The 21,873-nt window shown below is 73.2% G+C and carries 20 protein-coding genes; 10 read left to right on the top strand and 10 right to left on the bottom strand.

Features of this window, described 5'->3' with window-relative positions; translation table 11 throughout:
- Positions 1 to 395 precede the first annotated feature (395 nt).
- The gene (locus tag ACIRC0_RS28010) at positions 396 to 1,595 is read right to left on the bottom strand and encodes a flavin-containing monooxygenase (RefSeq protein WP_403621044.1); all 1,200 of its coding nucleotides are present in this window, start codon (positions 1,593 to 1,595) and stop codon (positions 396 to 398) included.
- Positions 1,596 to 1,802: 207 nt separating this feature from the next.
- Between ACIRC0_RS28010 and ACIRC0_RS28015 the strand changes: the two genes are divergently transcribed.
- From ACIRC0_RS28015 to ACIRC0_RS28030, 4 genes are read left to right on the top strand one after another with little or no spacing between them, the layout of a single operon-like run.
- Positions 1,803 to 2,255, top strand: a complete 453-nt coding sequence (locus ACIRC0_RS28015; protein WP_403621047.1) for a DoxX family membrane protein — start codon at positions 1,803 to 1,805, stop codon at positions 2,253 to 2,255.
- Entirely contained in the window at positions 2,252 to 2,650 is a 399-nt protein-coding gene (locus ACIRC0_RS28020) for a Zn-ribbon domain-containing OB-fold protein (protein WP_403621050.1), read from the top strand. The genes ACIRC0_RS28015 and ACIRC0_RS28020 overlap by 4 nt, the downstream gene beginning before the upstream one ends.
- Before the next feature lie 32 nt (positions 2,651 to 2,682).
- Positions 2,683 to 3,297 carry a GNAT family N-acetyltransferase gene (locus ACIRC0_RS28025; RefSeq protein ID WP_403621053.1) on the top strand — a complete coding sequence of 205 codons (615 nt, stop codon included), beginning with the start codon at positions 2,683 to 2,685 and terminating at the stop codon, positions 3,295 to 3,297.
- A gap of 39 nt (positions 3,298 to 3,336) precedes the next feature.
- On the top strand, positions 3,337 to 4,209 hold the full coding sequence (locus tag ACIRC0_RS28030; protein ID WP_403621056.1) for a GNAT family N-acetyltransferase: 873 nt from the start codon (positions 3,337 to 3,339) through the stop codon (positions 4,207 to 4,209).
- A 7-nt stretch (positions 4,210 to 4,216) separates the two neighbouring features.
- Here the strand turns inward: ACIRC0_RS28030 and ACIRC0_RS28035 are convergent, their stop codons facing one another.
- A complete protein-coding gene (locus ACIRC0_RS28035; RefSeq protein ID WP_403621059.1) occupies positions 4,217 to 4,882 on the bottom strand; it encodes a pyridoxal 5'-phosphate synthase in 666 nt (221 codons plus the stop codon).
- 42 nt (positions 4,883 to 4,924) lie between these two features.
- A complete protein-coding gene (locus tag ACIRC0_RS28040) occupies positions 4,925 to 6,100 on the bottom strand; it encodes a thiolase C-terminal domain-containing protein (RefSeq protein ID WP_403621061.1) in 1,176 nt (391 codons plus the stop codon).
- Between the two features lie 103 nt (positions 6,101 to 6,203).
- Here ACIRC0_RS28040 and ACIRC0_RS28045 point away from each other — a divergent pair, with 103 nt between their 5' ends.
- Both ACIRC0_RS28045 and ACIRC0_RS28050 read left to right on the top strand, forming a co-directional pair.
- On the top strand, positions 6,204 to 7,463 hold the full coding sequence (locus ACIRC0_RS28045; protein WP_403621064.1) for an acyl-CoA dehydrogenase family protein: 1,260 nt from the start codon (positions 6,204 to 6,206) through the stop codon (positions 7,461 to 7,463).
- On the top strand, positions 7,460 to 7,933 hold the full coding sequence (locus ACIRC0_RS28050; protein WP_403621067.1) for a nitroreductase/quinone reductase family protein: 474 nt from the start codon (positions 7,460 to 7,462) through the stop codon (positions 7,931 to 7,933). The genes ACIRC0_RS28045 and ACIRC0_RS28050 overlap by 4 nt, the downstream gene beginning before the upstream one ends.
- A gap of 128 nt (positions 7,934 to 8,061) precedes the next feature.
- On the opposite strand, the gene ACIRC0_RS28055 is transcribed toward ACIRC0_RS28050, so the two are convergent.
- Positions 8,062 to 8,697, bottom strand: coding sequence for a TetR family transcriptional regulator (locus ACIRC0_RS28055; protein ID WP_200421089.1), 636 nt, complete (start codon positions 8,695 to 8,697; stop codon positions 8,062 to 8,064).
- A gap of 154 nt (positions 8,698 to 8,851) precedes the next feature.
- On the opposite strand from ACIRC0_RS28055, the gene ACIRC0_RS28060 reads away from it, so the two are divergent.
- Together ACIRC0_RS28060 and ACIRC0_RS28065 are read left to right on the top strand one after the other, a co-directional pair.
- Positions 8,852 to 9,589, top strand: a complete 738-nt coding sequence (locus tag ACIRC0_RS28060) for a VOC family protein (RefSeq protein ID WP_403621070.1) — start codon at positions 8,852 to 8,854, stop codon at positions 9,587 to 9,589.
- Positions 9,590 to 9,815: 226 nt separating this feature from the next.
- Positions 9,816 to 12,176 carry a PQQ-binding-like beta-propeller repeat protein gene (locus ACIRC0_RS28065; RefSeq protein ID WP_403621073.1) on the top strand — a complete coding sequence of 787 codons (2,361 nt, stop codon included), beginning with the start codon at positions 9,816 to 9,818 and terminating at the stop codon, positions 12,174 to 12,176.
- A gap of 209 nt (positions 12,177 to 12,385) precedes the next feature.
- Here ACIRC0_RS28065 and ACIRC0_RS28070 read toward each other — a convergent pair whose 3' ends face one another.
- Genes ACIRC0_RS28070 through ACIRC0_RS28080 form a run of 3 tightly spaced genes read right to left on the bottom strand, consistent with a single transcriptional unit; the run spans position 12,386 to position 14,763 of the window.
- Entirely contained in the window at positions 12,386 to 13,165 is a 780-nt protein-coding gene (locus tag ACIRC0_RS28070; protein WP_403621076.1) for an enoyl-CoA hydratase/isomerase family protein, read from the bottom strand.
- Positions 13,162 to 13,602 carry a Zn-ribbon domain-containing OB-fold protein gene (locus ACIRC0_RS28075; RefSeq protein ID WP_403621079.1) on the bottom strand — a complete coding sequence of 147 codons (441 nt, stop codon included), beginning with the start codon at positions 13,600 to 13,602 and terminating at the stop codon, positions 13,162 to 13,164. Before ACIRC0_RS28075 ends, ACIRC0_RS28070 begins: the two co-directional genes overlap by 4 nt.
- Positions 13,603 to 13,614: 12 nt before the next feature.
- Positions 13,615 to 14,763, bottom strand: coding sequence for a lipid-transfer protein (locus tag ACIRC0_RS28080; protein ID WP_403621082.1), 1,149 nt, complete (start codon positions 14,761 to 14,763; stop codon positions 13,615 to 13,617).
- A gap of 107 nt (positions 14,764 to 14,870) precedes the next feature.
- On the opposite strand from ACIRC0_RS28080, the gene ACIRC0_RS28085 reads away from it, so the two are divergent.
- Positions 14,871 to 16,493, top strand: a complete 1,623-nt coding sequence (locus tag ACIRC0_RS28085) for a FadD3 family acyl-CoA ligase (protein ID WP_403621085.1) — start codon at positions 14,871 to 14,873, stop codon at positions 16,491 to 16,493.
- An 86-nt stretch (positions 16,494 to 16,579) separates the two neighbouring features.
- Positions 16,580 to 17,617 carry a questin oxidase family protein gene (locus ACIRC0_RS28090; protein WP_403621088.1) on the top strand — a complete coding sequence of 346 codons (1,038 nt, stop codon included), beginning with the start codon at positions 16,580 to 16,582 and terminating at the stop codon, positions 17,615 to 17,617.
- Between the two features lie 654 nt (positions 17,618 to 18,271).
- On the opposite strand, the gene ACIRC0_RS28095 is transcribed toward ACIRC0_RS28090, so the two are convergent.
- The 3 genes from ACIRC0_RS28095 to ACIRC0_RS28105 all read right to left on the bottom strand — a co-directional run bounded on the left by ACIRC0_RS28095 (position 18,272) and on the right by ACIRC0_RS28105 (position 21,852).
- Positions 18,272 to 18,397, bottom strand: a complete 126-nt coding sequence (locus tag ACIRC0_RS28095) for a hypothetical protein (RefSeq protein WP_403621091.1) — start codon at positions 18,395 to 18,397, stop codon at positions 18,272 to 18,274.
- A gap of 135 nt (positions 18,398 to 18,532) precedes the next feature.
- A complete protein-coding gene (locus tag ACIRC0_RS28100) occupies positions 18,533 to 18,697 on the bottom strand; it encodes a hypothetical protein (RefSeq protein WP_263230536.1) in 165 nt (54 codons plus the stop codon).
- A 212-nt stretch (positions 18,698 to 18,909) separates the two neighbouring features.
- Positions 18,910 to 21,852: a BTAD domain-containing putative transcriptional regulator gene (locus tag ACIRC0_RS28105; RefSeq protein WP_403621095.1), complete on the bottom strand. Its 2,943-nt coding sequence runs from the start codon at positions 21,850 to 21,852 to the stop codon at positions 18,910 to 18,912.
- Positions 21,853 to 21,873: the final 21 nt, after the last annotated feature.

Below are 21,873 nucleotides of genomic sequence, written 5' to 3' on the forward strand. Positions count from 1 at the left end.
GGGAGGACACGCGAGGACGCTCGGCGACGCCGGTGGCGGGTCGGGGACTGCCGTGCCGGAGCCGCCGGGTCGGTCGCCTGTGGCGGGGGGCGGGTGGCGGGTCGGGGACCGCCGTGTTGGACCCACCAGGTCGGTCGCCTGTAACCGATCGCCGGGTCGGGGACTGCCGTGCCGTAGACGCCGGGTCGGTCGCCGGTGGCGGGTGGCTGGGTCGGCGACCGCCGTATCGGACCCACCAGGTCGGTCGCCTGCAACCGATCGCCGGGTCGGCGACCGCCGTGCCGGCCCCACCGGGTAGGCCGCCGGTGACCTGGGCGGTGGCCCCCGTGCCGGCCCCACCGGGTAGGCCGCCGGGACCCGGGCGGTGGCCCCCGGCCGGCCCCGCCCGGTCGGTGTCAGCCCGCGGTGCGGGTGCGCTCCACCTGGCGGGCGACGGCCTTCGCGATCTTCTGGGCGTCGATGGCCAGTTCGCGGAGCATGCCGCTGATCGGATTGGTGAAGCCGGTGAAGTACAGGCCGGGGGCCGTGCCCGGGGTGCGGGCGCCGTGGACGACCGGTCTGCCGCGGGCGTCGAGGACGCCGAGGTGCCCGACGAGGCCCTCCAGGGCGCGGACGTACCCGGTCGCGGCGATCACGGTGTCCGGCTCGATCCGGCTGCCGTCCGCGAGGAGGACCTTGCCGCCCTCGAAGCCCTCGACGGCCGCGACCACCTCGACCCGCTGCTTGCGCACGGCGTCGATGAGCCCGACGTCCTGAACGGGGATCGAGCCGTCCTTGACCCTGCTGTACAGCCCCGTGCCGGGCCGGGGCAGCCCGTACTCCGACAGGTCCGGCACGCTCAGCCTCGTCACCGGCCGGGCCAGCCGGTCGACGAGCCCCACGGGCAGCCGCCGTACGAGCACGCCCGTGTACTGGGTGGCCCACCCGGCGGTCGAGCGCCGCAGGATGTGGGGCGCCGTCCGCACCGACAGCCGCACCCGAGAGGCGCCGCCCTCCACCAGGTCGACGGCGATCTCGGCGCCGGTGTTGCCGACGCCGACGACGAGGACGTCACGGCCGGCGTAGGGCTTCGCGTTGCGGTACTCGCCGGCGTGCAGGAGCTCGCCGGTGAAGGCGTCGCGGCCGGGCCAGTCGGGCACGCGTGGGGTGTGGTTGTAGCCGGTGGCGACGACGACCGCGCTGCCGGTCAGCTCACGGCCGCCGGTGGCGTGCAGCAGCCAGCCGGTGCCGTCGGGGGCGGGGTCGATGCGGGAGACCTCGACACCGGTGACGATCTCCAGCTGGTGGTGCTCGGCGTACTTCTCGAGGTAGCGCACCACGTCGTCGCGTGACACCCACCGCCCGAAGGACCGCGGCATCGGCAGCCCGGGCAGGGCGGACAGGCGCCGCGTGGTGTGCAGGTGCAGCCGGTCGTAGTGGCGCCGCCAGGACGCTCCGACCCGGTCGGACTTCTCCAGTACGACGGCCCGCACGCCCTTGGCGCGCAACGCGTACGCGGCGGCGAGCCCGCCCGGGCCGCCGCCGACGACGTACACCGGTCGGTCCTCGTGGGCGGGAACCACGGCACGCGGTGAAGCGGAAGACGAGTCGGCCATGAGCGGGAGCGTAACCACGCGCAGCGTTGATGGGTCTCGGTCAAGACCGGAATCGGTTGCGAATCGATCACGGCTGTAGGGGGAGTGGGTGGGACCGGTGGTGCAGGCGGCCCGGTTGTGGCGGAGCGGTGGGCCGTCCTCTTGCGTGTGTGCCGAACATGAGCTGAACTGACGTACCGTCAGATCCGCTCGGCGGCAGGAGAGCGCATGGACACGATCTGGCTCACCGGTGGGGAATGGCTCGCCGTGCTGCGTATCGGGCTCGGGCTGTGGTGGCTGGAGAGCTGGCGGCACAAGGACAAGAAGGCGTGGTTCGAGCGGGGGACCGGGATCGCGTGGGCCGCGGACATCGCCGCCGAGCACCGCTGGACGGCGGTGCGCAGCGGCTTCGACGCGGTGGTCGCGCCCAGGCCGAAGGCGATGGCGTACGTCGTGGCGTACGCGGAACTCGCCCTCGGGCTCGGGCTGATCACCGGCTTCCTCACGCCGGTCGCCCTGGTCGGCGGGCTCGTGCTCAACGTCCTCTACTTCGTCCTCATGATCCACGACTGGGCGGAGCAGGGGCAGAACTCGATGATGGCGCTGATCTCGGTGGTGGCGCTGTTCGGGATGTCGTGGCAGACCTGGTCGGTGGACGGCGCGCTGGGACTGTTCCGGTGAGCGGGCGCTTCGACGTCCCCGACGTGGACGCCTTCACGCGCCCCTACTGGGACGCGGCGGCGCGGGGGCGGCTGCTGGTCCGCCGCTGTGCGGCCTGCGGGCGCGCCCACCACTACCCGCGCGAGTTCTGCCCGTTCTGCTGGAGCGACGACGTGACCTGGGAGCCGGCGAGCGGCCGGGCGACCCTCTACACCTGGTCCGTCGTCCACCGCAACGAACTGCCGCCCTTCGACGGGCGCACACCGTACGTCGCCGCCGTGGTCGACCTCGCGGAGGGGCCGCGGATGATGACCGAGGTGGTGGGGTGCGGACCGTCCGGGCTGCGGGTCGGCATGGCGCTGGAGGTGGCCTTCAGGGAGGGCGTGCCCGTGTTCCGGCCGCGGGAAAACCGGTGAGCGCATCCGGCCCGGATTGATTGAATGGTCCGATGGCCGACATACGCGAGATGACCCTCAGCCACCCCGTTCCCGAACTCCAGGGTCACGGTCTGCGGTTGAGTTTCTGGGACCCGAAGTCCGACGCCCACCTGGAGGCATGGTTCCGGGGGCTGACCGACCCGGATTTCACGCAGTGGAACACCCCGCTGAAGATCGTGCGGGACAGGGCCGACGCGGCCGAGTCGCTGCGGTTGAAGGCGGAGGGCACGGCGAACGGGACCAGCGTGTCGTTCCGGGTCACGGACGCGGCGAGCGGTACGACGCTGGGGCACATCGGCGTCAACGAGATCGACCGTGTCCTGAGCCTGGCCCGCGTCGGCTACTGGGTGCTGCCCGAGGCCCGTGGCCACGGCGTCGCGACCCGAGCGCTCGCGCTCGCCGCCCACTGGGCCCTCACCGACCTCGGCCTGCACCGCCTGGAACTGGGCCACGCCCTCGGCCACGAGGCGTCCTGCCGTATCGCCGAGCGGTGCGGCTTCCGGTACGAGGGGACGCTGCGCGACGCGATGTTCGCAGCGGGACGGCACGACGCGTTCCGGGACGTGCATCTGCACGCCAGGCTCGCGAGCGACCCGGAGCCGACGCTTCCCCGCCAGGAGGCGTAAATCGCGTGCGCCGCACGGGGGTTCACGGGATCGTGGCGTATGGCCTCAGACGCGTACGACTGGCAGTTCACCGATGACCTCGAGGAGTTCCTCGACCGGGCCGGGGCGTTCCTGTGGTCCGAGCCCGCGCTGCACACCGTCCAGCTGACGGTCACCGACAGGCTCCGGGCGGAGGGGCGGACCCTCTACGGCGACGAGGCGCCGTACTACGGCCGGTTCGTCGACGGCGGCGGCACCGTAGGGGCCACCGTGCTGCGGACACCCCCGTACGGGCTCAACGTCACCGCCCTCACCGCCGAGGCCGCGGACGCGCTGGCGGCATGGCTGGCCGAGGACGGGCGAGCGGTCCCCTCCGTCGTAGGACCGGCGGAGGCGGCGGTCGCGTTCGCCACCGCCTGGGAGCGGCGCACCGGTGCACCCGCCCGCCTCGCGCAGCGCCAACGGCTCTACCGCCTCGGCACCCTCACCCCGCCCGACCCCGCGCCGCCGGGTCGCGCCCGCGTCGCCGCGGCGGCCGACCACGAGCTGGTCGCGCGGTGGTACACCGCGTTCGCGGCGGACATCGGCGAGGGTGCCGCGCAGGACCCGGACCGATGGGCCGAGAGCCGGCTCGCCCGTGGCGGCGTCACGCTGTGGGAGACCCCCGACGGCACGCCCGTCTCGATGGCGAGCGTCACCCCCGAGGTCGCCGGGCAGGTCCGCGTCGCCACCGTCTACACCCCCGCCCCGCTGCGTGGCCGCGGCTACGCCGGGGGCGCCACGGCAGCGGTCAGCCGGGCCGCGCTCGACGCGGGCGCCAAGGAGGTCCTGCTCTTCACCGACCTCGCGAACCCCACGAGCAACGGCCTCTACCAGAGGCTCGGCTACCGGCCGGTGGCGGATTTCGCGATGTACGAGTTCGGGGACGCGTGACGCTCCCTCACGGCCACAGCAGTTCCGTCGCCCAGCCGGCCTCCGTACGGCGGTAGCGGAGCCGTACGTGCCGGCGCCTCGCGTCCCCCTGGAAGAACTCCACCTCCTCGGGCCGGAGGCGGTACAGCGTCCAGGACGGGACCGGGGCGTCCGGCTCGCGCCGCGCCTGCTCCCAGGCCTGCTCCGACGCCCGTGCCAATTCCTCGGTGGTGCCCAGTACTTCGCTCTGGCGGCCCGTGAGTGCCGCCGCCAGCGCCCCGGTCGAGCGGGCGTGCAGATCCGCCTGCCCCTCCTGCGACGGCGCGGCCGTGACCGGGCCGCGCACCCGGATCTGGCGGCCCTGCACGGGCCAGTAGAAGCCGAGGGCGGCATACGGCCGGGCCGCCAGCTGCCGGCCCTTGCGGCTGCCCGCGTGCGTCGCGAAGGACCAGCCGTCCGCGTCCGCGCCGTGCAGCATCACGATCCGCACGTCGGGTGTGCCGTCCGCGTCCGCCGTCGCCAGCGACATGGTGTGCGGCTCGGTCTGCCCCGCCGCCACCGCCTGCGCGAACCACTCCGTGAACAGCGCGAGCGGGTCCCCGGGCGCCGCCGCCGGGTCGAAGGCGGGCAGCTCGGTGGTCTCCGGGTCCCACACCCGCAGGGACCTGAGCAGCTCGTGAAGATCCGTTGCCATGCCCCGAGTATCCGCCACCCGGAGACGCCGTCCCTGCCGCCCTCACCCCCGCCCCAGCACCATCGTCCCCGACGAACAGAACCAGCCCCCCGTCCCCGAAGCCACCGCCAGTTCCGGCAGCCGCCCGCCCCTCGTGCGGACCTGCCGCGCCCCGGCCTCGCCCCGCAGCTGCCGTACCGCCTCCACCAGCAGGAACAGCCCCCGCATTCCCGGGTGCTGGGCGGACAGCCCGCCCCCGTCCGTGTTCACCGGCAGCTCCCCGCCCGCCACCAGCAGCCGCCCCTTCTCCACGAACGCCCCGCCCTCGCCCTTCCCGCAGAAGCCGAGGTCCTCCAGTGTCACCAGCGTCATGTAGGTGAAGGCGTCGTAGATCTCCGCGAAGTCGATCTCCTCCGGGCGCACCCCGGCCCGCTCGAAGGCGAGGCGGCCGCTCACCGCCGCCGGGGACACCGTGAAGTCCGGCCACTCGGACATCGTCGTGTGCGAGACGTGCTCTCCGGTCCCCAGCACCCACACCGGCCGCGTACGGCAGTCCCGTACCAGTTCCTCGGCCACCAGCAGGGCCGCCGCCCCGCCGTCGGAGCGTATGCAGCAGTGCAGCTTGGTGAAGGGGTCCGCGATCACCGGCGCCGTCAGGACGTCCTCGACCGTGATCGGGTCCCGGAACACGGCCTCCGGGTTGGCCGCCGCGTTGGCCCGGGTCTGCACCGCCACCTCGGCCAGCTGCTCGATCGTCGTGCCGTGGGCGTGCATGTGGCGGCGGGCCGCCATCGCGTACTTGGCGATCAGCGTGTGGCCGTACGGCACCTCGAACTGCAGCGGGCCGCGGGCACCGAAGGACAGGGTGCCCGTGCGGCGGCCCGCCCTGATGTCCGCGCGGGCCGTGGAACCGTAGACCAGCAGCACCGCCCGGGCGTGGCCCGCCGCGATCGCGTCCGCCGCGTGGGCCGCCATGACCTCCCAGGTGGATCCGCCGACGGAGGTGGAATCGACCCAGGTGGGCCGCAGGCCGAGGTACTCGGCCACCTCCGCCGGCGCCAGTGTGCCGAGCCCGGCGGAGGCGAAGCCGTCGATCACCGCACGATCCAGGCCCGCGTCGGCGAGGGCGCGGCGGGCGGCCTGGGCGTGCAGGGCGTACGGGGTCGTGTCGTCGACCCGCCCGCAGTCGGAGAGCGCCACGCCGACGATCGCGGCGCGTCGACCGGATCTGGGAGTCATGAATCTGACGGTACATCAGATATGTCGGCGCCGGAGCCTGTGCGCGCGAAGACCGCTCGCCTAATATGACGCTCCATCAGATAGTGAAAGGGGCCGGTCGCGCATGGACACCCGCTTCACCGCCGAACAGGACGAGATCCGCCGTACGGTGCGCGAGGTGCTGGCCAAGCGCTGCGGGCCCGAAGACGTGCGCGCCGCCGCTTCGACCGCCGCCGGGTACGACCCCGCCCTGTGGGCCACCCTCGGCGGGCGGCTCGGTCTGCCCGGGCTGGCACTCCCCGAGGCGTACGGCGGTGCGGGCTGCGGCACGACCGAACTCGCCCTCGCCTGCGAGGAGGTGGGCCTGACCCTCGCCCCCTCCCCGCTGCTCGCCACCGCGGTCCTGGCCGCGCCCCTGCTGCTCGCCCTGGGCACCGACGCCCAGCGTGCCGCACTGCTGCCCCGGATCGCCGCCGGGGAGCTGACCGCCACCCTCGCCGTCCCGGGCACCGCCCTCGCCACCGCCCTCGCCCTCACCGGGGACAACCGGGGCGACTGGGCGGGCGGCGGACGCGCCGGTGGCGTCCAGGCGCGGCGGGCGGCCGGCACCTGGCGGCTGTACGGGGAGGCGGCGCAGGTCCTCGACGGGCACAGCGCCGGGCTGCTGGTCGTGGCCGCGCACGCCGGGGGGTTCGCGCGGTCGCGGACGCTGCTGTTCCTCGTACGGGACGGTGCCGTCCGTACGAGGCAGACCGCCCTGGACGGGACGCGGCCCCGCGCCCGGATCCAACTGCGCGACGTGGAAGCGGAATTGCTCGGTGAGGACGGTGCCGACGTGACGGGGGCGCTCGCCTCGGTCGGGGACCGTGCCGCCGCCGTGCTCGCCTGCGAGGCCGTGGGCGCCGCCGACCGGGCGCTGGAGCGGACCGTCGAGTACGTCGGGCAGCGGGAGCAGTTCGGCCGGCCCATCGGGTCCTTCCAGGCCGTGAAGCACCGGCTGGCCGATGTGTACGTGCGGGTGCGCGCGGCGCGCTCGGCGGCGTACTACGCGGCGTGGGCAGGTGCGAAGGAACCAGGAGGTGCGGTGCGACGGGGGTGCCCCCAGGCGTTGAGCACGAGGGGAGGCTCCTTGGAGGGGCGGTCGCGGGAGACGGGCGGGCAGGTCGGCGGGCTCGCGCTCGCCCAGGCCCTTCAGGCGCTGCTGACCGCCGCTGCCGAGGGCATCCAGTTGCACGGCGGCATCGGTTTCACCTGGGAGCACGCGGCGCATCTCTATTTCAAACGGGCCACCGGCGACGAGCTGCTGTTCGGGCCGGTGCACCGGCTGCGGGCGCACGCGGCGGACGCGGCGGGGCTCTTCGAGCGCGGGGAGGTGGCCGTATGACGGCCCTCGCTGCACGGATCGTGCAGAAGGTGTCCTCCACGCGGGCCTTCGCCAGGGCCGCGCCACACGTCGTGCCCGCCCTGGACCGCGCGGTGCACCGGCTGACCGGTGGAAAGGTGCTGCTCAGCGCGCAGATGCTGCCGGGCGTGATCCTCACGTCCACCGGCGCGAGAAGCGGCCTCGCCCGCCGTACGCCGCTCGCGTGCATGCCGGAGGAGGGCGGCAGCTGGCTTCTCATCGGCTCCAACTTCGGGCGGCCAGGTCATCCGGCCTGGACCCACAACCTCCTCGCCCACCCCGACGCGGAGATCAACTTCAAGGGCCAGGACATCCCGGTCACGGCCCATCTGCTGCGGGGGCGGGAGCGGGAGACCGCCTGGAAGGCGGTGCTGGCGTTCTGGCCGCCGTACGCCACGTACCAGGAGCGGGTGGAGCGGGAGATCCGGCTGTTCCGGGTCGTACCGCGGTGACCGCACTCCTGGACGCGGGGGCACTGGCACGGTGGGCCGGACGGCGCGACAGGCGGCGGTCCAATCGGGTGAACCGCCGCCTCGGTGACAGGACTTGGCGCCGTCGCGGCGAGTGCCGTGGCCGGGGGCTACTTCGTCGGCTTCCTGCCGGTGACGCCCAGGTACACCAACAGCGCGAGGTTCGGCTTCAGTTCGGCCTGCTTGACGCCCCAGGACGTGAAGCCCTTCTGGTGGGAGGACACGGACGCGAGCATCGCCACGAGCGCGCCCGCCACGGCCGCCGGGTTCACGTCCTTGTCGACCCTGCCCTTGGACTGGAGCTCGGAGATCGAGTCCGCGAGGGAGTTGTTCACCGAGTTCAGGATCTTCATGCGGATCTTGTAGAAGCGCTTGTCGCCCTCGGCCGCGCCGAGGTCCACCACGCGCAGGATGGCGTCGTGTTTGCGCCAGAACTCCAGGAAACCCTCCACGAGTTCCTGCGCGGTCTGCCAGCCGGCCTTCCCGGCCCAGGAGCGGCCTTCCAGCAGCTGGGTCAACCCGGCGCCCTCCGCGGCCATTTGGTCCGCGATCTCGAGGACGGCGCCCTCGACGTCCGGGAAGTACTGGTAGAAGGTCGCCGGTGACGTCCCCGCCTTCCGGGCGACATCAATGACTTTGACGTCGCGGTAAGGCGAGGAGCTGAGCATCTCGCTGAGGCAGTCGAGCAGCTTCTGCCGCGTCGCCTGCCCGCGTCGACCGGCCACGCGGCCGTCGACGGTACGCACTTGTCCTGTCATGCCGTCAGCTTACCGAGGGGTGATCGAAGCGCGATTCGGCCGACTGCAAATGGGGAGTACAGGGGCCTGCACCCGCTTCAGGGCGGTGAAAAGGGAGTACGCCCGCGAGCGCTCCACGGGTCGTGCACGTTAGCTTGGCAGCATGGCCGAAAATCCGCCATCGTCTTCGCACGACGGCCCCTTCCCCGAGGGCGTCCCGTGCTGGATCGACGCGCAGTTGCCCGACGTCGAGGCGGGCAAGCGGTTCTACGGTGAGCTCTTCGGGTGGAGCTTCGAGGAGGCGCCCGGCTCGTCCGTGTGGGCGCACCTCGGGGGCGAACCGGTGGCCGCGCTGAACCGCAAGGTCGACGGGCGGATGCCCACCGTGTGGACGGTGTACTTCGCCACCCCCGACGCCACCGCGCTCGCCCGGCGGATCCTGGCGGCCGGCGGCCAGGTCGTCGCCCTGCCCGAGCCCGTGGACGGCCTCGGCACCGCGGCGCTGGCCGCCGACCCCGAGGGAGCCGTGTTCGGGCTGTGGCAGGCCGGGACGCACGCGGGCTTCGGCAAGCGGCACGAGCCCGGCTCCTTCACCTGGGCCGAGCTGTACACGCGGGACACCGCCGCCGCGAACACCTTCTACACGGGCCTCTTCCACGAGGCCCTGTTCGGCCCCGGCGCCGTCCCCGACTTCGGGCGGGCCCCGCTCGAGGACGTCTTCCCCGCCGAGATGCCCCCGCACTTCCTCGTCCACTTCGGCGTCCGGGACGGCGCGGCGGCGCTCGGCGCGGTGGCCCGGCTGGGCGGGCGCGTACAGGTACCGGCGTTCGACACCTCGTACGGACGGGTGGCGGTGGTCAGCGACGACCAGGGGGCGAGTTTCGCGCTTCTCCAGCGCTGACGGCCCCCACAGGCCACGCGTTCCACCATGCGGGCGCCCGCTTCCCGTACCCTCGTGCGCCATGCTTTTGTCCTGAGACACCCCGTTCCGCCCTCGGGTTAGCTTCCACACGCCCGGACAGGAAGAATCGGGGTGCGTGCCGCCATGGCGGTGCGGTGGTGAGACGCTGCACGGGGTCGCGTGCACAAGGCGCATGACGCGACCCGTACGGGGAGGTGGCAGGCAAGTGGTGGATCAGCTGACGCAGCACGATCCGCGGCGGATCGGGCCGTTCGAGGTGCTGGGACGGCTGGGTGCGGGCGGCATGGGGCTGGTCTATCTCGCGCGCTCGGCGTCCGGCCGGCGCGTGGCGATCAAGACGGTGCGCACGGAACTGGCCGAGGACCAGCTGTTCCGGGTGCGCTTCACCCGCGAGGTGGAGGCCGCCCGGGCTGTCTCCGGCTTCTACACCGCCGCCGTGGTCGACGCCGACCCCCGCGCGGCCGTGCCCTGGCTCGCCACCGCCTATGTGCCCGCGCCCTCCCTCGAGGAGATAGTGACCGAGTGCGGCCCGCTGCCGGCCCAGGCGGTGCGCTGGCTCGCGGCGGGCGTGGCCGAGGCCCTGCAGTCCATCCACGGGGCGGGGCTGGTCCACCGGGACCTCAAGCCGTCGAACGTCCTCGTGGTGGAGGACGGCCCCCGGGTGATCGACTTCGGGATCGCCTCCGGTGTATCGAACACTCGTCTGACCATGACCAACGTGGCCGTCGGCACGCCCGCCTACATGTCCCCCGAACAGGCCAAGGACTCACGCAGCGTCACCGGTGCCAGCGATGTGTTCTCGCTCGGCTCGATGCTCGTCTTCGCGGCCACCGGGCATCCCCCCTTCCACGGCGCCAACCCCGTCGAGACCGTCTTCATGCTGCTGCGCGAGGGCCCGGACCTGACCGGCCTGCCGGACGAGCTGCGCCCGCTCATCGAGTCCTGCATGCAGATGGACCCCACCGCCCGCCCCAACCCGGCCGACCTCCAGGCGCAGCTCGCCCCGCACCTGTTCGGCTCCGGCTCCGACGACAGCGGTACGGCGTCGGCGTGGCTGCCCGAGAAGGCCGTCACCCTGATCGAGGCCCGCCGGGGCGGGCGCCCTGCCACCAAGCCCTCCACCTCCGGCAACCGCAGCGGCGGCGGCGCGCGCCCCGCGGTGCCGCCCCCGCCCTCCCACGACCCGGTACCGCCTCCGCCGTCCCACGACCCGGTGCCGGTCGGCACGCCCGACTCCGGGCCGGTGCGGCTCGCGGGCGCCTCCGTGCCGATCGGCCCCGGGCCGCGGGTCGCCGACGCCCGGGCCGCCGCGCTGAAGGCTCCGCCGCCTCACGCCGCGCTCGCCGCGTCCTGGTCCCGTCCGGCGGCCGGGGTCAACGGCGCGCCCGGAGCGGCGCCCGCGGTCCCCGCGCCGCCCGCGCCCCCGGAGGCCGCCTCCGGCTGGCGCCCGTGGCGCTTCCGCATGTCGAACGATGTGTGGGGCACGCCCACGGTCGCCGACGACCTGGTCTACGTCACCTCCTTCGAGGTGCACGCCCTGGACGTGGCGACCGGCCGCCGCCGCTTCAAGACCCGCGACGTCGCCTGGTCGATGTCGGTCGCGGACGGCCGCGTCCACGCCTCCGACGGGCCCACCCTGTTCGCCCTGGACGCCCGCGAGGGCACCGATCTGTGGCGGCTGCAGATGGACGGTTGGGTGTACTCCCTCAAGGCCGACCGCGGCACGGTCGTCACCGCCACCCGCGGCGGCGGCGTCCAGGCGTGGGAGGCGTCCGACGGCCGGAAGCTGTGGGAGCTCACCGGTGCGCAGACCGAGTTCGAGACCCCGGAGGCGGGCCCCGCGCTCCACGACGGCACGGTGTACGTGTGGCAGGACGCCCGGCTGCGCGCCCTGGACGCCCGCAGCGGCGAGGAGCGCTGGGCGTACCCCATCGGCGACGCGGCCTCCTGCGGCGGAGTCCCGGTACGCCTCACCCCCGCGACCGACGGCTGTGTGTACGTCTGTGCCGGCACCCGGGTCCTGGCCCTGGAGGTGGCGAGCGGCATGCCGCGCTGGCACTTCGAGGCGCCGGCGGTCTTCCTGAGCCCGCCCGCGTTCGCGCCGGGCCCGGCGGTGACGGGCGGCGGCGTCTACCTCGCGGACTACCTCGGCACGGTCTACGCCCTCGACCCGGCGGACGGCCGCGACCGCTGGCGCATCGCCACCGAGTCACGGGCGGCGATCGACCCGGTGCTGGTGGCCGCCGGGCACGTCCACGTGGGCAGCGGCAAGGGCCTGTACACCCTCGACGCGGTCACCGGCACCCCCAAGTGGCGCTTCCAGGCGGGCGGCGACATCGTGGGCTCCCCGGCGGTCGCGGAGGGCCGCATCCACTTCGGCTCCACGGACCACCTGCTGTACACGTTGAAGGCCGACGACGGTCGCCTGCGCTGGAAGCTGGCCACCGGCGGGGAGATCACCGGCGCCCCGGTGGTGAAGGACGGCGTGGTGTACGCCTGCAGCAAGGACCGCTGCGTGTACGCGCTGGACGCGGAGAAGGGCACGGGGACGTCCCGCACGTCCTGAGAGCTCCGAACAAAACGGGCGCCCGGCTCGCGGCGTCTGGTACGCCCGCTCGCCGCGTGCCGAGAGCTCTGAGCCACAAGGCGGGCGGAGACGGCCGCCGCACCGGACCGGACGGAAGGGGCTCGGGACGGCGGCCGTCACCCCTGACGCTACGCCCTGTGGTCGGGGCGTGCCATGCCGTGTCGACCCGCAGGGGACCGAGCGGTGCCTCACCGCACCCGGTACCCATCCCTGCGCCGCGCCGCGAACAGCTCCGCCTGCCGCTCCGGCGGCAGGTTCCCGAGGGCGATCAGCGCCGGCGCCTGCGCCAGGGCCTGCGCCCGTGCCGCCTCCTTCGCCGCCCACAGCGCCCGTACGGTGCCCTGTACGCCCTCCGGCGGATAGGCGGCGACGGCGGCGGCACAGCGCACCGCGGCGTCCAAGGCGCCGCCGGGCGGGGTGAGTTCGGACACGAGCCCGATCTGGTACGCCCGCCGCGCCGAGATCCGCTCGGCGGTCCCCATCAGCGCCATCCGGGCGGCCTCCCCGTACGGCATCCGGTACGCCATGTACACCGCCTCGTACGCGCTGACCATCCCGTAGGTGGTGTGCGGGTCGAAGAACGAAGCCGTCTCGTCCGCGACGACGAACTCGCTCTCGCCGAGCAGATAGAACGCCCCGCCGCAGGCCATGCCCCGCACCGCGGCGATCACCGGCTTCCACAGGTCGTTCGCCTTCGGGCCGATCCTCAGCAGCGGATCGTCCAGCATGTAGGGCGAGGTGGGCTGCGGCACGTCCGCGTCCCGGTCGAGCCCGGTGCAGAAGGCCCGCTCCCCGGCACCGGTGAGGACGACGGCCCGCACGGAGTCGTCGTACCTGAACGCGCGCCAGCAGGCGGCCAGTTCCCCGGCCATGGCAAGGTCGACGGCGTTGAGCCTCCCGGGCCGGTCCAGGGTGACGACCGCGACCCCGGTGTCCTTGTCGGCACTGATCCGCAGCCCTTCGCTCACGACCGCTCCAGCACCCACCGGGGCAACCCGTCCGCGTCGAAGACGGCCTGCACTCTCGCACCGATCCGGACCCGCTCGGGCGGCACGGAGTCCAGGGGCGCGCCGGGCCCGGTGACGAGGTTCCCGACCAGGCGGATGCGCGGCGCCTCGGCCAGCTCGACCAGGATCACGTTGTACGGAGCCTGCGCCGCGTACGCCGGGAGCAGCGGCGGGTGCGGGACGACGTACGACCAGATCCTCCCCTGCCCGCTCATCCGCCGCCACCGGCTCGCGAAGGACCGGCAGTGCGGGCAGCAGGGCCGCGGCGGGAAGCGCGGCTCGCCGCAGTCGGAGCAGGCCTGGACGCGCAGTTCGCCGCGGGCGGCGTACTCCCAGAAGGGGGCGCCGTCCTCGTCGGGGACGGGGGACAGGAGGGCGGGGAGGGTTTCGGGGGGCATGGTGCGGCTCCTTCAGTTCCTCAGCAGAAGGGCGGAGGTAGGGACGCCCTCGCCGGCGGTGACGAGACAGGTGGAGGCGCCCGGCACCTGGGCGGTGCTGGTCCCGCGCAGCTGCTTCACGCCCTCGTTGATCAGGTTGAACCCGTGGACGTACGCCTCGGACAGCCCGCCGCCCCCCGTGTTGATGGGCAGCCGCCCGCCGGTCTCCAGCGCACCGCCCTCGGTGAACGCCCCGCCCTCTCCCCGGCCGCAGAAGCCGTAGCCCTCCAGGGAGAGGAGGATCAGAGGCGTGAACGCGTCGTAGATCTGGGCGACGTCGACGTCGTCGGGGGTGAGGTCGGCGTGCTTCCACAGGTGCCGGGCGGCGGTCCAGGCGGGGCCGGTGAGCGGGTCGTCGTTCCAGTAGTTGACCATGCCGTGGTGCTGGGCGGGCAGCCCCTGGGCGGCGGCGTGGACGTAGACGGGCCGCTGCCGGCAGTCACGGGCACGCTCGCGGGAGACGACCACGCAGGCCAACGCCCCGTCCGTCTCCAGGCAGTTGTCGAAGAGGCAGAGCGGCTCGCTGATCCACCGCGAGCTCATGTACATGTCTCTCGTCAGGGGCCGCTCGTACATGATCGCGGCAGGGTTCTGATTGGCCCTGTTCCGGCAGGCGAGGGCGACGTTGAAGAGGTGATCCCTGGTCGCCCCGTACTGGTGCATGTACCGGCGCGCGAGCATCCCGATCTCGTCGACGGGCCTGAGGAGCCCGAAGGGCCGGGTCCACTGGGCGGGAGTGGGAAGCTGCACCGCCGTGTTCTTCCACGGCCGGGGCCCGCTGCCGCGCTTGCGGGACCGCCAGGCGACGCCGACGGTGGCCTGCCCGGTGGCGACGGCGGCGGCGAGATGGGCGACGGTCGCGCAGGAGCCGCCGCCCCCGTACCCGACCTTGCTGAAGAAGGTGAGATCCCCGAGGCCGAGGGCCTTGGCGACCTCCACCTCATCGGTCTCCTCCATGGTGTACGAGGCGAGCGCGTCGACCTCGCCGGGCGCGATCCCGGCGTCGTCGAGGGCGGTGAGGACGGCACGGCAGGCCAGGGCCTTCTCGGACTCCGGGAGCCGCTTGGCGAAGTCGGTCTGCCCGATGCCGACGACGGCGGTCGCGTCCTTGAACCCTGCCATGGGTGCACCTCCGCGGGGTTACGGCGGCTGACAGCCCGCCAGGTTACAGCTAATCTGACGACTAGTCAGCTACGACGACGGGCTGTGCGTACCGTGGGGAGGACGCCGTGCGCGGTGACCTGGAGTGGGGCGGCATTCCGGAGCTGGTGCGGAGTGCGGCCCGTCGCTACGGCGACACGGAGGCGGTCGTCGAGGGCCGTACCCGGATCTCGTACGCCGAACTGGGCGCCCGCGTCGAACGCGCGGCGGCGGCCTGCATCGCGAACGGCGTCGGCGTCGGCGACCGCGTCGGGATCTGGGCGCCGAACACGCTCGACTGGATCGTGTCCTCTCTGGGCGCTGTGTCGGCGGGCGCGGTCCTGGTGCCGCTCAACACCCGCTTCAAGGGCTCCGAGGCCGCCTACGTGCTGCGCCGGAGCCGGGCGAAACTGCTGTTCGTGACGGGCACGTTCCTCGGGACGTCGTATGTGGCGTCGCTGCGGAGGGCGGCGGGGGAGGGACTCGGGGCCGGTCCGTTGCCGGGCCTTCCGCACCTGGACCAGGTGGTGGTCCTGGCGGACGACGCCCCGGCCGACTTCCGCACCTGGAAGGACTTCCTGGCGAGCGGGGAGGGGGTGGGCGAGCCGGAGGTGCGGCGCAGGTCGTCGGTCGTGACGGGCGACCACCCCTCGGACATCGTCTTCACCTCGGGCACGACCGGCCGCCCCAAGGGCGCGGTGATCACGCACGCGCAGACGCTGAGGGCCTACGAGACCTGGGCGGACCTGACGGGTCTGCGGCAGGGCGACCGCTACCTGATCGTCAACCCCTTCTTCCACACGTTCGGCTACAAGGCCGGGGTGCTGGCCTGCCTGATGCGGGGCGCGACGATGATCCCGCAGCCGGTGTTCACCGTGGACACGGCACTGGCGAACACGGCGGCGGAGCGGGTGACCGTCCTGCCGGGCCCACCGACCCTGCACCAGGCGCTGCTGGACCACCCGTCGCGGGCCTCCTACGACCTCTCCGCTCTCCGCCTGGTCGTGACGGGGGCGGCGGTGGTGCCGCTGCGCCTGGTGCAACGGCTACGGGACGAACTCGGCGTCGAAACGGTCCTGACGGCGTACGGCCTGTCGGAAGCGAGCGGTTTCGTGACGATGTGCCGCAGGAGCGATCCGCCGGAGGTGATCGCGACGACATCGGGCCGCCCGATCCCGGGAGTGGAGGTACGGGTGGTGGACGCGGAGGGAGAACCGCTCGGCGCGGGAGTTCCGGGGGAGATCCTGGTCCGGGGCTTCAACGTCATGCGGGGCTACTTCGAGGACGAGACGGCCACGGCGGAAACCCTGACCCCGGACGGCTGGCTCCGCACGGGCGACGTCGGAGTACTGGACCCGGCGGGCAACCTCCGCATCACGGACCGCATCAAGGACATGTTCATCGTCGGCGGCTTCAACGCGTACCCGGCGGAGATAGAGCAACTGCTGGCCCTGCACCCGGACGTGGCGGAGGCGGCGGTGATCGGCGTGCCGGACGCTCGGCTGGGGGAGGTGGGGAAGGCGTACGTGGTGCGCAGGCCGGGGGCGGTGGTGACGTCCGACGACCTGATCGCTTGGTCCCGCCGCGAGATGGCGAACTACAAGGTCCCGAGGGAGGTGGAGTTCGTCGGGGCCCTTCCGAGGAACGCGAGCGGGAAGGTGGTGAAGGGGGAGTTGCGCGGGCGCACGCGACAGGGCCTGGGGACGACGTAGGCCCGGCGGAGGGGTGCCGAAGAAGGGGTGGGTCTCGATCCGCAGCCCGATGTTGAAAGGCCGGCGCGCACGTACGGTCAGGTCCCATGGACATCGACGGCACACTCGACGAGGCGTACGAACGGCTGCACCGGACGGGACCGGAGTTCGACGGCTGGCTGAGCAACCACGGCCCCATGGCGGTGGAAGCCATGGTCAGACACGGCCACGCGCCCCAGGTCCACCGCTGGTTGGACCTCTACACACGCCGACTGGACGATCTGCCGCGCGCGACCTCGCCCATCACGGCCGACGACTGGCGCACGGCGCTCGGAGACCCGCGTCGTCTCGGCGACTGGCTGGCGTACTTCACTCACGAGGTGACGGAACAACCCTGGCCTACGGTGCTGGAGACATGGTGGCCGAGGCTGCTCCCGGGCATCGCGGCCGGCGCCACCCACGGCGTGATCCGCACCGGCCACGCGGTCCACGCCCTGCTGGACCACGAGGACGGGCCGCGCCTGACCGAACTGGCCCAGGCCCTCGGCTACTGGGCGGCCCGCTGGCAACGGGTCCCGTTCACCACCCCCGCCGGAACCGCCGACCCGGCGTCCGCGCTCGCCGCTGTCCCGCGCGTGCCCGACCAGACCGCGAGCATCAACCACCGGCTCGACCAGCTCACCGACCTGCCCGACTGGCCCACCGCGCTGGCCGCACTGCGACCCGCCACCGAGTCCGACCAGGCCCGGGACCGCCTGGCCGACCTGACGACCGCCGCGGCCGTGCACTACCTCGCCAACGCCCACGGCTCGGCCGTCATGCTGGTCCACGCCGCGACCGCCCCCATGGCGGTCCTGCGCACCCTGCCGGCACTGCCGCGCACCCAGTGGGCGACGAGCCTGCACGCGGCCTGGGCGGCGAGCGCCGCCGTGACCGCCGCCTACACCCCCGCCGCACCCGCACCCCGGCACAGCCTCCCCACGGCCCCCGAGTCGCCGGAGGAGGTCTTCGCCCTGGCCGTCCACCACGGCGACGAACACGTCATCAAACTCGCCGACACCTGCCTGGAGGTCCACCGACGCACGGGGAACGGTGACGCGCTGGCGGCGGTGATCCGCGCGGCGGGGCTGATCGAGGAGCTTTGACGGTTGGGGTGGGCTGGGTCGCCCGGGGGTTGGCTCGGGCGGACGCACGTTGCTGAGGTGGCTGTCGGGCCGCCCGCTTCTTCGCAAGGGTCGTGCTTCCGCGGGCCGAGTCAAGAGCGCTGCGTTCCGCTGCGCTCCACTCCGCGTCGGCTTCGCCGATGGCCTCCGGGCCACCCTTGACCAGTCCCGCTCCAGCACGGGTGAGAAGCGTGCGGGCGGCCGGGGGTGTAGCGGGGGTCCGGCGGGGTTCGAGAGCCTGTTGTCTGGTTTGTGCCCGTGCCGGGGGGTGCGGCCCCGTCTCGCATGCACGCCGGGCGGGTTCGGCTGCTTGAGGCCGGCGGACGGGCGGGGCCGGGTAGCGGTGGCGGGGCGGGGCCGGTAGCGGGTGGTGAGGCGGGGCCGGTAGCGGGTGGTGGGGCGCGCCCCGCTCGTCACGCCAGCCCCTCAACCCCCGCTCAGGGAGGGAGTGGAGGGTCTTTTCGAGCCGGCGTCGGAGCTGCCGTGAGCGGCGTACGGGATCTGCGCGGCATGGTTTACGGGCGGGGCGACTGCTCGGACACCGCTCCGTCGGTTGGGTCGGAGGTCGGTCTGCAGGCCTGGTACCGGGGGGCCGAACGCAGGCTCGGCCCCCCCCGAATTGCCTGTGACTTCGGATCAGGTGGCGTGGCTGTCCTGCTGGGTCACCAGCGTGGCGTGGTTGTCCTGCGGCGTGATGGTGGCGTGGTTGTCGGCCAGTGCCGGGCTCGCGGCGGCGGCGGTCGCGCCGAGTACCAGGGCCACGACGGCCACGATCTTCTTGGTGCGGGTCGCATCAGCTCCTGTGGAGAATCGGCGAGAACCCTGCTTCTGACACACTTCGGCCGCGACGGCTCCCCCTCCGCGCCGTCGCGGCCGATCCCCGTGTGGGAGAAGGTCTTAGCTGGGGTCCGACGTGATGTGCGTGTTGTCCGGGGTGGCTTCGCCGTCGTTGACATCGGTGATGTGCGTGTTGAGCGGCTGAACCTCGGTGCCGGCCTCGGCGTCGGTGATGTGCGTGTTGTCCGGCTTGACGACCGGCTCGTCCTTGGTGGTGTCGCTCATGCTGGTGCCTCCCCTTGATTGTTGCTGTCGGACTGTCGTCGGCCCGTCCGGCCACTCCCCCGAGGGTGGCCGGACGGGCCATTCAAGTCGCCCACCCTAGACTGCGAGTCAGGCGACCTCACCGGCGGTCCGTCTGCCCCCCGACGCGACGGATCGACAAACAAGAGAGTGCCTGGCGGCGATAAACGAACGATGAACGTCCGTGTCGTGCGTCACGCGGCTGCCGCGGGAGCCAGCAACGCCTGCACTTCGGCGGCCTCTGGGGAGTTCAGCCCCTCGTAGATTTCGAGGGCTTCTCGCCAGCAGACCTGGGCCCGTCCGGACTGCCCCAGGCGGGTCAGTGCTTTGCCGAGAACGGTGAGCACGTTTCCCCGGCGCCATTCCCCACCGATCCCCCTGAGCATGGCGAGGGCCATCTCGGCGTTGGCGGCTGCCTGCGCGGGGCGCTGGGCCAGGAGATCCACCTCGGCGAGACGGAACAGGGTCATGCCCTCCCACAGTCGCTGGCGACTGGCGCGGAACACCTGGAGGGCCTGCATGAGGCGGTCGGAGGCATCGGACTGCTGGCCGTTCTTACTCAAGGCCAGGCCAAGCGCGTAGTGACCGTTCGCGGCCTTGAGCGTGTGTCCGAGCTCCTCGTACATCTCAGTGCCCTGCCGAGCGAGGTTGATCGCGCTGTCGGCACGATCTGTCGCCAGGTGCAAGCGGGAGAGGTTGCACAGGGCGGTCGCCGTGCCCGGCAGGTCACCGCAGGCGCGAAATTCCTTGATGGCCCGCTCGAGGTAGTCCTCGGCGTCCCCGTAGCGGCTCTGGTAGAAGGCGAAGGCACCGAGGATGTTTGCCGCCCAGCAGCAGGGCAGCGGATCCCCTGCGGCCTCGGACAGCCTCAGGGCCTCCCGTGCCTCCTGATCCGCCTGGTCGAAGTAACCCGACCAGTGGCGGGCGTTGGCCAGGACAAGGCTGGCCCGGCCCTCCGAACGGCCGTCCGACGCCGCACGCGCGGCATCGCGCAGGGCAGTGGCTGCCGCCTCGTACTCCTTGAAGTTCGCCCCGGACTCCGCCAGATCCACCGCTGCCCACAGCAGGTCGACCGCGCGCCTGAGCCGGGCGCCGTCGGACGACTGGCGGACACAGGCGAGCAGCGAGACGGCTTCCGAGTAGAGCCAGTCCTGGGCCGCACGCCGGTCCGGAAAGACCAGGCCGGCCGTCCGGGTCTTCTCCAGGTGATCCACCAGCCGATCCCCCGGCCGCTCGATCGCGTACACCCCCGCCGCCGTGGCCAGGTAGAAGTCCAGCAACCGCGACATCGCCGCGTCCCGCTCGCTCGGCGGGTGTTCGTCCCGTTCCGCGCACGCACGCGCGTAGAGTCGGACCAGGTCGTGGTAGCGGTAGCGGCCGGGTGCCGCCGACTCCAGCAGAGAGGTGTCGACGAGGGACTCCAGCAGGTCCTCCGTCTCCTCCAGCGGGAGGTCCAGGACCGCCGCGGCGGCCGCCAGGGAGATGTCCGGGCCGTCCGCCAGGCCCAGCAGTCGGAACGCCCGCGCCTGCGCGGGCTCCAACTGGCCGTAGCCCAGCTCGAACGTCGCCTTCACCGCCAGGTCGCCCGCCTGGAGTTCGTCCAGGCGGCGTCGCTCGTCCGCCAGCTTCGCGGCCAGAACCGAGACCGTCCAGGTGCGGCGCGCCGCCAGGCGGGACGCGGCGATGCGGATCGCCAGCGGCAGGAAGCCGCACGCCGCCACCACGTCCAGCGCCGCCTCCCGTTCCGAGGCCACCCTTTCCTCGCCCACGATCTTCGTGAACAAGGACAACGCCTCGTCGGGCGACATCACGTCCAGGTCCACCAGGTGCGCGCCCGCCAGGTCGACCATACGGACCCGTGACGTCACCAGCGCCGCGCAGCCCTCCGTGCCCGGCAGCAGCGGGCGTACCTGGGCGGCGTCGCGCGCGTTGTCCAGCAGGACCAGCACCCGGCGGCCGTCCAGCACCGAGCGGTACAGGGCCGAGCGTTCCTCCAGCGAGTCCGGGATCGCCGAGTCCGCGGTGCCCAGGGCGCGCAGGAAGGAGCCGAGGACCGTTTCCGGTTCCGCCGCCCGCGGGCCCGCGCCCTGCAGGTCCACGTACAGCTGGCCGTCCGGGAAGGCCGACCGGGCCTGGTGGGCCACGTGCACGGCCAGCGTCGTCTTGCCCACGCCTCCGATGCCCGCCAGCGCCGACACCGCCATCACCCTGCCCTTCGCCGACGCCAGCACCTCGCCCAGTTCGGCGACGAAGGCGGCACGGCCCGTGAAGTCCGGGACGGTGGCCGGGAGCTGCGCCGGCCGTACGGGGGTGGCCGAGGGTTCGGGCGCCGGTGCCGACGGTTCCGCGAGGGTCGGGTCCGCCTGGAGGATGCGCTGCTGGAGTTCCTTCAGGCCGGGGCGGGGGTCCACCCCGAGTTCGTCGGCCAGCAGGCGGCGCGTGTCCGCGTAGACCGCCAGGGCCTCGGCCTGGCGGCCGGAGCGGTACAGCGCCAGCATCAGCAGCTCCCGCAGCCGCTCGCGCAGGGGGTGTGCCGCCGTCAGGGCCGTGAGCTCGGAGACCGCCTCCGCGTGGCAGCCCTGCTCCAGGTCCATGTCGAGCCGGGACTCGAGGAGTTGCAGGCGCCATTCCTCCAGCCGGGCGCGCTGCGCCTCCGCGTACGGGCCGGGCACCCCGGCCAGCGGCTCCCCGTCCCACAGCGCGAGCGCCTCGTTCAGGACCTGCCGGGCATGGCACAGGTCCCCGGAGTTCTTCGCCTTCTCCGCCTCCGCGGCCAGCTCCTGGGCGGCGGCCAGGTCCAGGGAGCGGGGCTCGCCCAGCCGCACCGCGTAGCCGCCCGACTCGCTGAGCAGGACACCCGGTGAGAGCACCTTGCGCAGACGGGAGGCGTAGGTGCGGAGCGCCGCCAGCGCCCGCGGGGGCGGGTCGTCGCCCCACAGGGCGTCGATCAGTTCGGACGCCGTCGCCGTACGGCCCTCGCGCATCAGCAACGCGGCCAGCAGGGCGCGCTGCTGCGGCGAGCCCGTGGCCAGCAGCTCCTCCCCGCGCCAGGCGCGCACCGGTCCGAGCACACCGAAGCGCAGTGTCGCCGAATCCTCGGGACCCCGCTGCTCAGGTACTCGCGGCACACCGTCCATCGTTGCCCCCTGGCCCCCTGC

This window comes from Streptomyces sp. NPDC093984, from assembly GCF_044764595.1.
GTDB classification, from domain to species: Bacteria; Actinomycetota; Actinomycetes; order Streptomycetales; family Streptomycetaceae; genus Streptomyces; species Streptomyces cynarae.

Bases quoted from the DNA above. Each gene is read 5' to 3' on its own strand.
- ACIRC0_RS28080 (WP_403621082.1), bottom strand. From the start codon at position 14,763: ATGGCAGGGTTCAAGGACGCGACCGCCGTCGTCGGCATCGGGCAGACC.
- ACIRC0_RS28090 (WP_403621088.1), top strand. From the start codon at position 16,580: ATGGACATCGACGGCACACTCGACGAGGCGTACGAACGGCTGCACCGG.
- ACIRC0_RS28045 (WP_403621064.1), top strand. From the start codon at position 6,204: ATGGACACCCGCTTCACCGCCGAACAGGACGAGATCCGCCGTACGGTG.
- ACIRC0_RS28015 (WP_403621047.1), top strand. From the start codon at position 1,803: ATGGACACGATCTGGCTCACCGGTGGGGAATGGCTCGCCGTGCTGCGT.
- ACIRC0_RS28035 (WP_403621059.1), bottom strand. From the start codon at position 4,882: ATGGCAACGGATCTTCACGAGCTGCTCAGGTCCCTGCGGGTGTGGGAC.
- ACIRC0_RS28010 (WP_403621044.1), bottom strand. From the start codon at position 1,595: ATGGCCGACTCGTCTTCCGCTTCACCGCGTGCCGTGGTTCCCGCCCAC.
- ACIRC0_RS28030 (WP_403621056.1), top strand. From the start codon at position 3,337: ATGGCCTCAGACGCGTACGACTGGCAGTTCACCGATGACCTCGAGGAG.
- ACIRC0_RS28105 (WP_403621095.1), bottom strand. From the start codon at position 21,852: ATGGACGGTGTGCCGCGAGTACCTGAGCAGCGGGGTCCCGAGGATTCG.
- ACIRC0_RS28040 (WP_403621061.1), bottom strand. From the start codon at position 6,100: ATGACTCCCAGATCCGGTCGACGCGCCGCGATCGTCGGCGTGGCGCTC.
- ACIRC0_RS28100 (WP_263230536.1), bottom strand. From the start codon at position 18,697: ATGAGCGACACCACCAAGGACGAGCCGGTCGTCAAGCCGGACAACACG.
- ACIRC0_RS28060 (WP_403621070.1), top strand. From the start codon at position 8,852: ATGGCCGAAAATCCGCCATCGTCTTCGCACGACGGCCCCTTCCCCGAG.
- ACIRC0_RS28025 (WP_403621053.1), top strand. From the start codon at position 2,683: ATGGCCGACATACGCGAGATGACCCTCAGCCACCCCGTTCCCGAACTC.
- ACIRC0_RS28050 (WP_403621067.1), top strand. From the start codon at position 7,460: ATGACGGCCCTCGCTGCACGGATCGTGCAGAAGGTGTCCTCCACGCGG.
- ACIRC0_RS28075 (WP_403621079.1), bottom strand. From the start codon at position 13,602: ATGCCCCCCGAAACCCTCCCCGCCCTCCTGTCCCCCGTCCCCGACGAG.